At 51.5% G+C, this 13,564-nt stretch carries 15 protein-coding genes; 6 read left to right on the top strand and 9 right to left on the bottom strand.

Annotation, left to right across the window (positions count from 1 at the left end; translation table 11 throughout):
* Window positions 1-40 precede the first annotated feature (40 nt).
* From QRY16_RS00570 to QRY16_RS00560, 3 genes are all read right to left on the bottom strand, one after another.
* Window positions 41-487, bottom strand: a complete 447-nt coding sequence (locus QRY16_RS00570) for a cysteine cluster protein YcgN (protein ID WP_193406622.1) — start codon at window positions 485-487, stop codon at window positions 41-43.
* Between the two features lie 63 nt (window positions 488-550).
* The gene (locus tag QRY16_RS00565; RefSeq protein WP_289775269.1) at window positions 551-1,210 is read right to left on the bottom strand and encodes a fumarylacetoacetate hydrolase family protein; all 660 of its coding nucleotides are present in this window, start codon (window positions 1,208-1,210) and stop codon (window positions 551-553) included.
* A 312-nt stretch (window positions 1,211-1,522) separates the two neighbouring features.
* Entirely contained in the window at window positions 1,523-1,798 is a 276-nt protein-coding gene (locus tag QRY16_RS00560; RefSeq protein WP_193406624.1) for a YcgL domain-containing protein, read from the bottom strand.
* A 154-nt stretch (window positions 1,799-1,952) separates the two neighbouring features.
* Here QRY16_RS00560 and minC point away from each other — a divergent pair, with 154 nt between their 5' ends.
* The 3 genes from minC to minE are packed head-to-tail and all read left to right on the top strand — an operon-like array spanning window position 1,953 to window position 3,773.
* Window positions 1,953-2,654 carry a septum site-determining protein MinC gene (gene minC, locus QRY16_RS00555; protein ID WP_289775268.1) on the top strand — a complete coding sequence of 234 codons (702 nt, stop codon included), beginning with the start codon at window positions 1,953-1,955 and terminating at the stop codon, window positions 2,652-2,654.
* Window positions 2,655-2,687: 33 nt separating this feature from the next.
* Window positions 2,688-3,500, top strand: a complete 813-nt coding sequence (minD, locus tag QRY16_RS00550; RefSeq protein WP_193406626.1) for a septum site-determining protein MinD — start codon at window positions 2,688-2,690, stop codon at window positions 3,498-3,500.
* A gap of 3 nt (window positions 3,501-3,503) precedes the next feature.
* Complete coding sequence (gene minE / locus QRY16_RS00545; RefSeq protein WP_031374622.1) at window positions 3,504-3,773, top strand: cell division topological specificity factor MinE; 270 nt, start codon at window positions 3,504-3,506, stop codon at window positions 3,771-3,773.
* A gap of 53 nt (window positions 3,774-3,826) precedes the next feature.
* On the opposite strand, the gene rnd is transcribed toward minE, so the two are convergent.
* From rnd to QRY16_RS00520, 5 genes are all read right to left on the bottom strand, one after another.
* Entirely contained in the window at window positions 3,827-4,948 is a 1,122-nt protein-coding gene (gene rnd / locus QRY16_RS00540; RefSeq protein WP_193406655.1) for a ribonuclease D, read from the bottom strand.
* A 103-nt stretch (window positions 4,949-5,051) separates the two neighbouring features.
* A complete protein-coding gene (gene fadD, locus QRY16_RS00535; protein ID WP_289775267.1) occupies window positions 5,052-6,728 on the bottom strand; it encodes a long-chain-fatty-acid--CoA ligase FadD in 1,677 nt (558 codons plus the stop codon).
* 203 nt (window positions 6,729-6,931) lie between these two features.
* Window positions 6,932-7,525: a Slp/YeaY family lipoprotein gene (locus tag QRY16_RS00530; RefSeq protein ID WP_289775266.1), complete on the bottom strand. Its 594-nt coding sequence runs from the start codon at window positions 7,523-7,525 to the stop codon at window positions 6,932-6,934.
* Window positions 7,526-7,584: 59 nt separating this feature from the next.
* Window positions 7,585-8,283 (bottom strand): tRNA (adenosine(37)-N6)-threonylcarbamoyltransferase complex dimerization subunit type 1 TsaB, encoded by a 699-nt coding sequence (gene tsaB / locus QRY16_RS00525; protein ID WP_193406630.1) that lies wholly within the window; start codon window positions 8,281-8,283, stop codon window positions 7,585-7,587.
* Between the two features lie 45 nt (window positions 8,284-8,328).
* Complete coding sequence (locus QRY16_RS00520; protein WP_289775265.1) at window positions 8,329-10,239, bottom strand: DNA repair helicase YoaA; 1,911 nt, start codon at window positions 10,237-10,239, stop codon at window positions 8,329-8,331.
* 648 nt (window positions 10,240-10,887) lie between these two features.
* Here QRY16_RS00520 and QRY16_RS00510 point away from each other — a divergent pair.
* Complete coding sequence (locus QRY16_RS00510; RefSeq protein ID WP_289775264.1) at window positions 10,888-11,241, top strand: RidA family protein; 354 nt, start codon at window positions 10,888-10,890, stop codon at window positions 11,239-11,241.
* A gap of 15 nt (window positions 11,242-11,256) precedes the next feature.
* Here QRY16_RS00510 and QRY16_RS00505 read toward each other — a convergent pair whose 3' ends face one another.
* The gene (locus QRY16_RS00505) at window positions 11,257-11,445 is read right to left on the bottom strand and encodes a YoaH family protein (protein ID WP_193406633.1); all 189 of its coding nucleotides are present in this window, start codon (window positions 11,443-11,445) and stop codon (window positions 11,257-11,259) included.
* A gap of 109 nt (window positions 11,446-11,554) precedes the next feature.
* Between QRY16_RS00505 and pabB the strand changes: the two genes are divergently transcribed.
* Both pabB and QRY16_RS00495 read left to right on the top strand, forming a co-directional pair.
* On the top strand, window positions 11,555-12,913 hold the full coding sequence (gene pabB, locus QRY16_RS00500) for an aminodeoxychorismate synthase component 1 (protein WP_289775263.1): 1,359 nt from the start codon (window positions 11,555-11,557) through the stop codon (window positions 12,911-12,913).
* Window positions 12,914-13,483 carry a CoA pyrophosphatase gene (locus QRY16_RS00495; RefSeq protein WP_289775262.1) on the top strand — a complete coding sequence of 190 codons (570 nt, stop codon included), beginning with the start codon at window positions 12,914-12,916 and terminating at the stop codon, window positions 13,481-13,483.
* Window positions 13,484-13,564: the final 81 nt, after the last annotated feature.

Genomic DNA, 13,564 nt, shown 5'->3' with positions numbered 1-13,564 from the left:
AGGCTGCCATTGGCAGCCTTTATATCTGATGAGATGGTATCTAGCCGTTGCGATCGGGCCGATCAATGATGTGATCCTCCCAGTCGCGCACTTCACTTTCCCGTACCGCGATATATCGCACCGAAATACGCTGGGCATGCATCTCTTTTTTCGATCCTGCACGCAGCGGATGCCAGGCGGGTAACGTTTTGCCTTCGCCCAGTAAACGATAGGCGCAGGTACGCGGGAGCCAGTTAAACGTGGTGAGATTTTCACGCGTCAGCTTGATGCAATCCTCTTCCAGTTCAAAACGTCGATCATAGTGACGACACTGGCAGGTTTTTATGTTCAGCTGATTACAGGCAACATTGGTGAAATAGATTTCATCAGTATCGGCGTCCTGCAGCTTGTTCAGACAGCACTGACCACAACCATCACATAAGGATTCCCATTCCTCATCGCTCATTTGTGCCAGGCGCTTACGTTGCCAGAAAGGGGTGTCAGTCATGATCAGTGTCCTGCTTTAAATCAAACCGCACCTTATAAAGCCTCCGGTGCGGCGATGCAAGTTTTACAATACCCGGGTGCTGATACCGTGACCCGCCAGCGTCACTTCCAACTTATCGCCGGAACGCATTGGGCCGACACCTTCAGGCGTACCCGTTAGCACAACATCACCCGCGCGCAGGGTAAAATACTGGCTCATATGAGCAATCAGCGGCAGGATTTTATGGATCATGTCCGAAGTATTCCCCTGCTGTCGCACTTCACCATTGATCACCAGCTTCAGCTCAATATTTTGCGGATCGCCACTGAATTCGGCTACCGGGATAAAACCTGACAACGGGCAGGCATTATCAAAACCCTTGGATTTTTCCCAGGGCTGACCGGCTTTTTTTAATCCAGCCTGTAGGTCACGCAGCGTGAGATCCAACGCTACACCATAGCCCGCAATCGCTTTAGCAACATGTTCTTCGCTTGCCTGCCTGAGCGTGGAGCCAATCAGCACCGCCAGTTCGATTTCATGATGTACTCCGCCAAAGGCACTGGGAATAGACAGCGGCTGGCGTAAATCGCACAGCGCCGTTTCCGGCTTGATAAATACCACCGGCTCGGCTGGCGTTGCACTGCCCATTTCCTTAATGTGTTTTGCATAGTTGCTGCCGACGCAAACCACTTTGTTGGCCGGATAATCCAACAGAGCGCCTTGCCAGTTACGATGCTGATACATGCTAATCCCCTGCTTTTTTAGTTGTGATGCCAGCAATGCTGGCGGGTTGATGTTTGCTCAGGCATTGGTCGCAAAGCCAGCCCTGTTGGCAAATAATAAGATGGATTTACCGATCAGGTATGCTGAAATTGTCAAAAAGCGTGAATTTACCGGCGAGTATGGCGAATAGTTGCGCAGAAAAGGGGCTGTCAGTGGCTAAAAATAGTGCGAATAACGGCGTGAAATTTCCGCCGTTAATATTGAATAGCTGAAATGAATATAATTATGCAAAAAATAAGCATGCGAATAATTATATTTACAGATGAATCTGAATTAAACTTTTTTATCTGCTACAAGATGAAGGTTTAACAGGTTTTCGACCGGTGGTGGAAGCTGTAAATAAAACCCCTGTTCGCTTAACCCTTGCTTAACTTTATTGATGTCTGCATTAGCCAGTTTTTCGCGACCTTCCAGCGTTAGTACCATTGCCAGCCGGGGCTTACCAAAGCCTTTCAGCAGCGCGTCAGGCACCTTTGAAAAATCGTCTTTTTTTTCAACATACAGATAAGTCTGGTCACGTAGCGGGCTTCTGTAGATCACACAAAACATATTTTTTACTCGAATTAACCGGGAATGAGGCTTGTCTGAATATAGCTGTAACTATAACATGCTTGCAGAACTTCGAATATTCACCGTTTTCGCAAATTGACAATTTTATCGTCACTTAGCAAACGGTAGTGAAAACAGGACTGAGTCGGGACAGATGTCGCAAACGCCAATCGAATTTAAAGGTAGCAGTTTCACCCTGTCTGTCGTTCATCTGCATCACCACGATCCAGAGGTGATTCGCAAGGCTCTTCAGGACAAGATTGACCAGGCTCCAGATTTCCTGAAAAACGCCCCGGTGGTGTTGAATGTTGCGGCGCTAAATGGCGAGGTAAACTGGAAACAGTTGCAACAGGCGGTGCTGGCGACAGGTTTGCGCATTGTCGGCGTGAGCGGTTGTAAAGATGAAGCGCTGAAGCGCATGATTTCCCGCGCCGGATTACCGGTCCTGGCAGAAGGCAAAGAGGGGAAAAAGCGTAGCGAATCTGCAGAGCCAGAAGCGAAGTCGCTTATTGCCGAGCCAGTAGCGGTCAAGACCCGCATTATTAATACGCCGGTGCGTTCGGGTCAGCAAATCTATGCACGCAATGCCGATCTCATTGTCACCAGCAGCGTCAGCGCGGGGGCTGAACTGGTTGCCGACGGCAACATCCATATTTACGGCATGATGCGGGGTCGTGCGCTGGCGGGTGCCAGTGGCGATCGCGATTGCCAGGTTTTTTGTACCCACCTGGCCGCAGAACTGGTCTCGATTGCTGGCGAATACTGGATTATGGATCAGATCCCGCAAGAATTTTTTGGTAAAGCGGCGCGTCTTAGTCTGCAAGATGGCGTCCTCACAATCCAGACACTTAATTAGGCCCCTTTTCTTTCGTTAAGGAAATCATCATTTATGGCACGCATTATTGTAGTTACATCCGGTAAAGGGGGCGTTGGTAAAACCACGTCAAGCGCGGCCATCGCCACCGGTTTAGCGCAGAAGGGCAAAAAAACGGTTGTTATCGATTTCGATATTGGTCTGCGAAATCTTGATCTGATTATGGGCTGTGAACGCCGCGTAGTGTATGACTTTGTTAACGTCATCCAGGGCGACGCCACGCTGAATCAGGCATTGATTCGGGACAAACGTACCGAGCAACTTTATATTCTGCCCGCTTCACAAACGCGCGATAAAGATGCGTTGACACGTGAAGGTGTGGAAAAGGTTCTGAACGACTTAACCGCGATGGAATTTGATTTCGTCGTCTGTGATTCGCCGGCAGGTATTGAAACGGGAGCGTTAATGGCGCTTTATTTTGCCGATGAAGCGATCATTACCACCAACCCGGAAGTCTCTTCCGTGCGTGACTCCGATCGTATCCTTGGCATTATTTCTTCGAAATCTCGCCGTGCTGAAAACAGTCAGGAGCCGGTAAAAGAACACCTGCTACTGACCCGTTACAATCCTGGCCGCGTCAGTCGTGGCGACATGCTGAGCATGGAAGATGTGCTGGAAATCCTGCGCATTCCGCTGGTGGGTGTCATTCCTGAAGATCAATCTGTTCTGCGCGCCTCTAACCAGGGCGAGCCCGTGATCCTCGACAGCGAATCTGATGCTGGCAAAGCCTATGCCGATACCGTTGAACGGTTACTCGGTGAAGTACGCCCCTTCCGCTTTATTGAAGAAGAGAAGAAGGGTTTCCTGAAACGCCTGTTCGGGGGATAAACCATGGCATTACTTGATTTCTTTTTATCCCGGAAGAAGAACACTGCCAATATAGCCAAGGAAAGGCTGCAAATTATCGTGGCAGAACGCAGAAGGGGCGACAGTGAGCCCCACTATCTTCCGCAACTTAAGCGCGATATTCTGGAAGTGATTTGCAAATATGTGAAGATCGATCCAGAAATGGTAACGGTACAACTCGATCAGAAAGGGGATGACATCTCGATTCTGGAGCTGAACGTCACGTTACCGGAAACGGAAGAAGTGACTAAATGACGCCAACCGTTTCCTGAATTTCCCCTGCGCTGTTGCAGGGGAACTTTTAGGGATTACACCTCAGATAAAATGCTGTCGATCCCCGGTTTCAAAACCTCGCCTCGCCATCCCGTTAACAGTTCGGGGGCGCGATGCTGTGGCTTCAATCCCCAGTGTTGACTCAACACCTGATTAATTTGTCGACGAGATGCTAACAGTTCCTGGCTAAATCCGGTTTGCTCACTCACCTGTTGCACCAACGCTTTTATGGCCTTAAAGACCTGCTTATACTGCGGCTGATCGATAAGATTACCCAGCGGCTGTGGTAACCCCCCTTCATCCACTGCCTGCGCCTCCGCAACCAGTGCAATCAGCCTCTTACCATGAAAACGAATTTCATGGCCGGACAAACCCAGCTGATCCAGTTCGCCTAACGAACCCGGCATAAACCGCGCCACCTTCCACAGGTTCTCTTCGCGCACCACGAAATTCACGGCCATGTCTTTTTCACGCGCGGTTTTCAGACGCCATGCAGCCAGACGTTGTAGGGCCGCCAGCTGGCGTGGTCGCAGTTGCCATGCATTCGTTATATCGCGCCAGGCTTCTTCTGGTGCCAGCGTATCGAGTCGGCGCTGGCAGAGATTTTCACATTCGCTGAGCGCGGCAGCCATGTTTCCGGCTTCGGCGGTCAGCGTCATTAGCTGATGAGCGATGGGCAACAGATAATGCACATCCGCGGCGGCATAGGTGCATTGCCGTTCAGTCAGAGGACGCGCCAGCCAGTCGGTACGGGCTTCGCTCTTATCCAGTTCAACCTGCGTGAAGTGCGCCACCATTGACGCAAAACCCCACGACAGTGGCTGCCCCGAAAAAGCGGCAAGTATTTGCGTATCAATCATTGGCTGTGGCAAGACACCAAAACGATGCAGGAATACTTCAAGATCTTCGCCACCCGCATGCAGAAATTTGATAACCCTGGTGTCGGTGAGCAAATCGATAAAGGCAGACCAGTCACTGATTTTCAGAGGATCGATCAGGATCAGCTGCTCGCCGTCAAACAGCTGAATCAGGCCCAGTTGTGGGTAATAGGTGCGCGTGCGGACAAACTCAGTATCAAGTGCCACAGCGGCGTACTGGCGCGCTTTTTGGCATACTTCAGCCAGTTGATCATCCTGGTCAATCAGGGAATAGTTCACGTTCATTTTTTCACCGCAGCAAACAACGCGCGATGCTCCATGTTAAAAGCAATAAAAACGCCGGACATCATCGCCGGCGTTCAACCTGTAATCTTGTCGAGGCTTAACTGATGCTGGGTTTGGCCTCATCGCGCAGCTCGCGGCGTAGGATTTTGCCAACATTCGTCTTAGGCAACTCTTCACGAAACTCAATAATTTTGGGTACCTTGTAGCCGGTTAGCTGGCGACGACAGTGATCAAGTAGTTCTTCTTTGGTTAAGGAGGGATCCTTTTTCACCACACAGACTTTCACTGCTTCCCCGGATAAATCACTGGGTACACCAATTGCCGCAGCTTCACGCACTTTGGGATGCTGCATCAGTACGTCTTCAATTTCGTTAAGGTAAACGTTAAAACCGGAGACCAGGATCATATCTTTTTTACGATCGACAATGCGGATAAATCCTTCCTGGTCAACGGTAACAATATCACCGCTGCGGAGCCAGCCATTTTTAAGCACTTCGTCGGTGGCTTCAGGATGCCGCCAGTAACCAGACATCACCTGCGGCCCACGAATGCACAGTTCACCCGGCTCTCCCGGCGGGACGTCATTGCCCGCATCATCAATTACCCGCACATCCGTTGAAGGCACCGGCAGTCCAATGCTGCCGGTATGGCAGCTAATATCATAAGGATTCACCGAAACCAGCGGTGAACACTCCGTCAGACCATAACCTTCCAGTAAATAATGGCCGGTAAGTTTCTCCCAGCGTTCGGCCACCGCTTTCTGAACCGCCATGCCGCCGCCCGCAGACAGACGCAGCGTTGAGAAATCGAGTTTGTTGAAGTTGGCATCGTTTAACAGCGCATTAAATAACGTATTGACGCCAGTAATGGCGGTGAAAGGGAATTTAGCCATTTCTTTCACGAAGCCGGGAATATCGCGAGGATTAGTGATTAGCAAGTTTTGGCCGCCCAGTTCAAGGAACAGCAGGCCATTCACAGTCAGGGCGAAGATATGATAAAGCGGCAGCGCGGTTACCACACACTCTTCGCCATCGCGCAGGACTTTACCGTAGGTCGCGCGGGTCTGTTCAAGGTTAGCCTGCATATTACGATGCGTCAGCATCGCGCCCTTCGCTACGCCGGTGGTGCCGCCGGTATATTGCAGGAAGGCAATGTCATCATTGCTCACCTCGGGACGCTGATAACCCAGCTTAGCGCCCTGCCGCAATACATGACGAAAAGCGCGCGCGCCCGGTAGATGGTAGTCAGGAACCAGGCGCTTAATATATTTAACGACAAGGTTCACCAAGGCGGCTTTTACGGGGGCCAGTTGATCCCCCATACGCGTCAGAATAATGTGTTTAACCGCCGTCTCCGCCACCACTTTTTCCAGCGTATGAGCAAAGTTAGATACGATTACGATAGCGCTGGCCCCGCTATCGTTGAGCTGATGTTTAAGCTCCCGCGGGGTATAAAGTGGACTCACATTAACCACCACCATGCCCGCTCGCAGCACACCAAACAGTGCCACCGGATATTGCAGCAGATTTGGCATCATAAGCGCAACACGGTCGCCGGGCCTGAGGTGCAACGCCTTTTGTAAATAGGCAGCAAACGCACGACTTTTTTGTTCCAGCTGGCGATAGGTCATCTTTTGACCCATATTCCAAAAGGCGGGTTGTTCGGCGTAACGCTTTGCCGCTTGCTCAAACAGATCAACTAATGAGGTATAACGATCTGCACTAATTTCAGCAGGTACATCTGCCGGGTAGCGTTTTAGCCAAACCTTATTCAAGGACTCACCCCGATAATCATATTGTATCTCCATCGCCGCCTCGCCATCTGGTTTGTTAACAATATTTTAACTGATTGTACCAGTTTGCGTATTTTGGCTTTTAGAGGTTGCGAAGTTCATCACTAAATTTCGTGCCGGTAAAAAAGCACAATAAAAAAGCCCGGTTGCGTGCGCCGCGACCGGGCTAACTCGTTAACCAAACCCTATTCTGTCAGAATGGTTTCCACCTGCGCAGGACCGCTGTTGTACATGCCCCAGTAAGGGTTCGGCCCCCAGTAGCCGGGGCGATGACGCGTTGGCCCGTACCAAATCCACGGATCAATAAGTTGCGGTGGCGATGTTACCTGTTTAACCAGATGCCAGCGCTGATAACCACGCACATCAATAACCACAAACTTATACTTGGCCTGGCCGATCATTCCCGCTTCGGTGCCTTTAATCGTGCCTAAAACGGTAACGAATTGATTGTTTATGTCAACCGGATCGACGAAGCCATGAATATCGGCGTAGATGCGCCCAACCGATGCCGCGCCAGGTCGTGGCCGCGCACCGTCATCCAGCGGCTGGGCTGCCACCTCAAGACGGGTTTTGCCATTTAAATTGGTGACATTCACTACTTTACCGCCAAAACGCGCCTCCTGACCGGTGTAGATGGCCGGATCGTTCATTACGCGTAGCAAATCTTGCTGCGGCAGCGCCGAACTTCCTTTAATACTGTCCGGTACTGAAACACAACCACTCAAAATCAATGTACAGGTCAGTAATAAACCTGACAGGCTTTTACGACAAATTGACATAGGCGATCTCCAGATAATATTTGATTAGACTGGACGCATAACAATAAGTTGCGTTGCGTTTATCGCCCCGGTAATTTTTTCCAGGCGACTTCATTACGCAAATAGGTCGGTTCAGCCTGTTCCGGTGCGACGGTATTGCCCTGTTCAAACGCCTGTTGCGCGAGTGGCAGCATATCTTGCGCGGCGGGCAGCAATACATCGCTGGCCCTAAGCTGTAAGGCGTGGCCTTGCTGCAATTCAGGATAAGCCTGCCAGCCGGTGCCAGCCATGCTCCACTCCCCTTCCAGCTTCTGCATGCGTGCCAGCACGGCATCCGGTGAAAGTACGCTTTCGCTTGCTTCTCCGTGCCAGTTGCCTTTCTCATCACGCTGATATTCGGCCCAGTAAACTTCACCCATACGCGCATCAATCGCCGCCAGCACACGTCGCGCGCCATGCTGACGCCAGGCACCCTGCGCCAGCGTAGCCAGCGTTGAAATACCAATCATCGGCAACGCGGCTCCCAGCGCTAAACCCTGCGCGATACCAATGCCGATACGCACACCGGTAAAACTGCCCGGACCGCGACCAAAGGCCAGCGCATCAAGTTCGGTCAAATCAAGCTGCTGCGCCAGCAGCAACTCTTCAATCAGCGGTAAAATACGCTGAGTGTGATCGCGTGGCGCGATTTCAAAGCGCGCGTCTATTTGCTGCTGGTTTAGCAAAGCGGCTGAACAGGCTTCCGTTGCTGTGTCCAGCGCTAAAATTCGGGCAGACATAACCACCTCTAAAGATTCAAAAACGGCGCGCATCTTAGCATAAAATTACTCAACCGGTTGCTGGCGAATAAATGTGATAGCACGCTCAATATCACGGGTGCGTGGCGTAGGCGGCAAACTGTTAAGAAACAACGCGCCATAAGGACGCGACACCAGACGTTGATCGCAAATCACTAACACTCCGCGGTCGCCGGTATCACGGATTAAACGCCCTACGCCCTGTTTAAGGGTAATGACCGCATCAGGTAACTGCACATCAACAAATGGATCACCGCCACGGATACGACAATCTTCCATCCGCGCTTTTAGCAGTGGGTCTTCCGGCGAGGTAAACGGTAATTTATCAATAATAACCAACGACAGCGCATCCCCGCGCACATCGACGCCTTCCCAGAAACTGCTGGTCGCCACCAGTAAGGCGTTGCCCTTCTCGATAAATTGTTTTAACAACTGACCTTTACTGGTTTCCCCCTGAAGCAATACCGGCAATGTCATTGAGGCACGAAATTCAGCCGCCAGTTCACGCATCATCAAATGTGACGTACAAAGAAAAAAGCAGCGGCCTTTATTGGCGTCGATCAGGGGTTTCATCATCTGAGCCAGCCGACGGGCGCCCCCAGGGCGATTGGGCTCCGGCAAATTACGCGGCACGCAGAGCAACGCCTGCTGAGAAAAATCAAAGGGGCTGGTGAGGATCAAACTTTTTGCCTGACTCACGCCCAGACGATCGGCAAAGTGATCCATTTTTTCATTTACCGCCAGCGTTGCAGACGTAAAAATCCACGCGGCCTTGCGGTTATCCATCACCTCGCGAAAACGTTCCGCCACCGAAAGAGGCGTGAGCGCCAGGGTAAAATGACGCGAGGTACATTCATACCAGTAGCTGAGGCCCGGTTCGTTGATGGCACGTAAGCGTTTTAACCGACTGCGATACAGCGCCGCCCGTTCAAAAGCGGCATCCAGCAAGGCGGAACGCCCCAGCGACATTTTGCTCACGTCGTAACACAACTCCAGCGCGTCATCCAGTAAGGTAAACATACGCATGATGCTGGTGTCAGTGAGCAGGTCGCGCAGATTGCCGCGATAGCCTGGCTCACCGAGCGATAAACGAAAATCCTGCGCACATTGAGCCAGACGGTCGGCTGATTTTTGCAGTTGCTGCACATCGCGCACTTCGGTGCGATACGCGATGATAATATCTTTGGCAAGGTCTAAAAGCTGGCGGCTGGAAAGTTGTTGACCAAAATACTGACTGGCAATATCGGGAAGCTGATGGGCTTCGTCGAAAATCATGACGTCTGCTTCGGGAATTAACTCAGCGAAACCGCTTTCTTTAACCACTAAGTCGGCGAGAAACAGATGATGGTTTACCACCACCACATCGGCATCCATGGCGCGCTTACGCGCTTTAACGACAAAACAGTCTTTAAACAGCGGGCAATCGCTGCCGAGACAATTGTCGTTAGTGCTGGTGACCAGCGGCCAGATCGGGCTGTCTTCGGTGACGCCGCCGCAGGTACTGATGTCGCCGTCAGCGGTTTGGGATGACCAGCCGCGTAACGTGACAAGATCGCTGAGCGCCTGCGCGGTAAGATCGCCGCCCGCCATTGATTGCTGTTCAAGACGTTCCAGGCATAAATAGTTGGAGCGCCCTTTTAATAAAGCTGTTTTGCCCTTGAACTGAAGCGCTTTCGCAATCGTAGGCAAGTCGCGACCATAAAGTTGATCCTGCAACGCTTTCGAACCGGTTGAAACAATCACTTTTTTCCCGGCCCGTAATGCTGGCGCTAAATAAGCGTAGGTTTTACCCGTACCGGTTCCCGCTTCAACCACCAGTTCGCCATGATCTTTTACGGCTTCTGCTACTGCCTGCGCCATTTCACGCTGCGCTTCACGCGGTTTGAAACCGGCTAGCGCCTGCGCCAGCGCACCATCAACTGCAAAATCGTCCGCCACATATCCTCTCAAAGAACGGCAAAAACACTGTAATTATGTCAGTATTGCGCTTACAAAGCAAAACCCTATAAAACAACGCGTTACCTCTTCCTGCTGCATGATTGACAGGCAATAAAATGTGACTTTAATTAACTATGCGCGACATTTAAGTCACTGGCTTACAGGATTATTTCGAACGATTTTACGCTGCATTGCTGGCGGGATTATGTATTAAATCGACGATTATGCCTCTACACATCCGCAATACCTTTACTACCCTGGGCGTTGCGAAAAGAAGACATTAGTTGCTTTATTGTACCTTCGTGAGTAACCAAAAGCGTGAAATACGATAATGGTAAAACGTCACGCACCTGATTAACAGCAACGCCAATACAGAATGAAAGGCTGCGTTAAGGCGAGCGGGAATTTCAGATTTCACGACCTGCGCCATACGTGGGCAGCGCAGAGGATTAGGGCTGGCGTCCCTCTCTTCCGTCTTCAGAAAACGAGAAAGGGCAGAGTATCAATAGTATGAGGCGATACGTCCACTTGTCATCAGGCCATTTGTCACTGCACGCGACGTTGTTTGATGATATTTTTACCCCAACTGCCCCAACTATGCTCCACATCGATTTAACGCGTGGAACAAACGATGATTAAGGTATTGAAATGTCCAGTCAAATTATGAGAATTGAACCAGTAGAACACCGCATGTCTGAAGCGGTGATTTACAACGACACCATTTATTACACCAGCGTACCGGAAAATCTGGATGAAGATGCCGAAGCGCAGACCGCAAATGCCTTAGCGGTGATTGACGCGCTGTTAACGCGTGTTGGTAGTGATAAAAGCAAAATCCTTGATGCAACCATTTTTCTGGTCGATAAAGCCGCTTTTGCAGCCATGAACCGCGCGTGGGACGCATGGGTTTCTCCTGGTAACGCCCCGGTTCGCTGTACGGTTCAGGCAGGCCTAATGAACCCGAAATACAAAGTAGAAATCAAAATTATCGCAGCTCGCTAAGCCGCGCGCCGGGCGTCAGGCTTCGTCATCTTCATCTTCTTCGAAGCGCGCCCGGATTTGCTCGCCGGTATGGGTTTGACGAATTTCCTGCGCGACCTGAGTAATCGCCTCTCCGCTGGACATGCCGCCCGCCATCAGTTCTTGTATCCGCTCGACAGCCTGCTGTTGCTGTTCATGAGAAAGTGCTGGTAAGCCTGTAAACATCTTCTACTCCTGCTGTTGGGCTGACATTATTCCATGTGGAACAAACAGGTGCCAGTCAGTTAAAAATATGTCAGTCTAATGTCCACTTTGATGTTTGATCTTTTGCCCGATGATTGTTGAAACCCTCAGCTTACACTATACCCCGGATGCATTAACGCAGCGTTTTGCCCGTATCGCGCATCTTCGCTGGGCAATGTTGCTCTCTTCAGGCAACGCCGATCATGCCGATAACCGTTTTGATATTCTTGTTGCTGACCCACGCGTAACATTAGTGACGCATGGCGCACAGACGACGATCCGCCAGGATGATGTCATTACTGAATCCAGTGACGATCCCCTGCTTTTGCTGCAGCAGCAATGCGCTGCGCTGGGGGTTTCACCTGACAGACATCCCGATTTCCCTTTTCAGGGCGGCGCATTAGGTCTGTTTGGCTATGATTTAGGTCGGCGTTTTGAACCTTTACCAGACAACGCCCAGCGCGATCTCAGCACCCCGGATATGGCCGTTGGCATTTATGACTGGGCGTTAATTGCCGACCATCATCGCCAGCGTCTGACGTTGGTTGCGCTGAAAGAGGTGCATTCGCGCTGGGCGTGGCTTGCAGGCTGGCCGGCGCGTATCGCCCCTCCCTTTTCGCTTACCCACGGCTGGCAGTCCAACCTGAGTTTCGATGAATATGCGCAGCGTTTTCATGCCGTACAGGCTTATATCCAGGCGGGAGATTGTTATCAGGTCAATCTGGCTCAACGCTTTCAGGCGGGTTATCAGGGCGATGAATGGCAGGCTTTTTGCGCGCTCAGTGCAGCCAATCGAGCCCCTTTTAGCGCGTTTTTACGCTTACCTGATAGCGTGATCCTTAGCGTGTCGCCTGAACGTTTTCTCGCGCTGGATGAAGGCGTCATTGAGGCACGCCCGATTAAAGGAACGCTTCCCCGTCTTGACGATCCCCAGGCCGATCGCCAGCAAGCGGAAAATTTGGCGGTCTCAGAAAAAGATCGTGCTGAAAATCTGATGATTGTCGATCTGTTACGTAATGATATTGGCCGCGTCGCACTGCCGGGATCGGTCAGCGTGCCCGAACTGTTTGTCGTGGAAGCCTTTCCGGCGGTACATCATCTGGTCAGCACCATCCGGGCCACCTTACCCAGGGCTTTGCATGCCACAGATTTATTACGCGCCTGCTTTCCAGGGGGATCAATTACGGGGGCGCCGAAAATCCGGGCGATGCAAATTATTGATGAACTCGAACCGCAGCGCCGCAATGCCTGGTGCGGGAGTATTGGGTATCTTAGCCTGTGTGGGCGCATGGATACCAGTATCACCATTCGCACGTTGATTGCTGAAAACCAGCAGCTTTATTGCTCCGCAGGCGGCGGCTTAGTGGCGGATAGCGAACTTCACGCGGAATATCAGGAAACTTTTCATAAGGTGAGCCGCATTTTGCCCGCCCTGGACAAAGGTGTGTAAATGACGCCGTCGCTGACGCTTGATGCCTTTCGCAGCCGGTTTCTGTTACACCAGCCGCTACAACACACACAGCCGCTGGCGGGGCGTCATGCCGCAGTGTTAGTGCCGATTATAGCGCGCGATGAACCCGGCCTGTTATTAACGCAGCGATCTCATGCGTTGCGTAAACATGCCGGCCAGGTTGCTTTTCCTGGCGGTATGCAGGACGCCAGCGATCAATCCCTGATCATTACCGCACTGCGCGAAGCGCATGAAGAAGTCGGCATCGCTCCACAGCATGTTGAGATCCTTGGTCGTTTGCCTGCGGTAACGAGCAGTACCGGTTTTCAGGTCACGCCTGTTGTGGGCATCATCCCTCCTACCCTACCGCTGCGCCTCAATTTTGATGAGGTGCAAAGCGCCTTTGAAATGCCGCTCGCCGAAGCGCTACAGCTTAGCCGCTATGCTTCTTTAGAGATCCACCGCGCTGGTATCCGGCACCCTGTCTGGTTGTCTTTATACGAAAAATATTTAGTCTGGGGCATGACTGCAGGGATTATCCGCGCGCTCAGTCAGCAGATCGCCTTATAGCGCCCAGTTTTCGTCTCAGTATTTCCTTAACGCGCCTGTAATCTGGCCCCGCGCTATAATTTTTTCTCGTCCTTTTTATTA

It is taken from the genome of Mixta mediterraneensis (assembly GCF_030283135.1).
In the GTDB taxonomy this organism is placed as follows: domain Bacteria; phylum Pseudomonadota; class Gammaproteobacteria; order Enterobacterales; family Enterobacteriaceae; genus Pantoea; species Pantoea mediterraneensis.
Note: the sequence above shows the minus strand (reverse complement) of the source record. Positions and strands in the feature narration are given on the sequence as shown.